Source organism: Streptomyces sp. P17 (assembly GCF_032436805.1).
In the GTDB taxonomy this organism is placed as follows: Bacteria; Actinomycetota; Actinomycetes; order Streptomycetales; family Streptomycetaceae; genus Streptomyces.
Genome location: NZ_JAVRBF010001262.1, coordinates 1 through 249, shown reverse-complemented (window position 1 = coordinate 249; position 249 = coordinate 1). Strand labels below are relative to the sequence as shown.

Below are 249 nucleotides of genomic sequence, written 5' to 3'. Positions count from 1 at the left end.
CGAGACACCGCGATCCTTCAGCGACAGCGGCTTGCGGCCATGACCGAGTTCATAGCCGCCCTGCCAGATGTGCAGATCGCTGTGTCTCGCTGCCTTTGACGATGGGGCATGAAACCGTCGGCGACGTCGTCGCGCTTGGGCCGGATGCAAAGGGCGTAAAAGCCGGCGATGTGCGGCTGGTCTATCCGTGGCTCGGCTGCGGCAAGTGCGAGCTTTGTCTGGCCGATGAAGAAAATATGTGCCTGAAGC

The 249-nt window shown here is 61.4% G+C and carries 1 protein-coding gene; it reads left to right on the top strand.

The window, feature by feature from the left end; translation table 11 throughout:
• The coding region (locus RMT89_RS44630; RefSeq protein ID WP_315889469.1) for an alcohol dehydrogenase catalytic domain-containing protein at nucleotides 1-249 on the top strand (249 nt) is incomplete at both ends.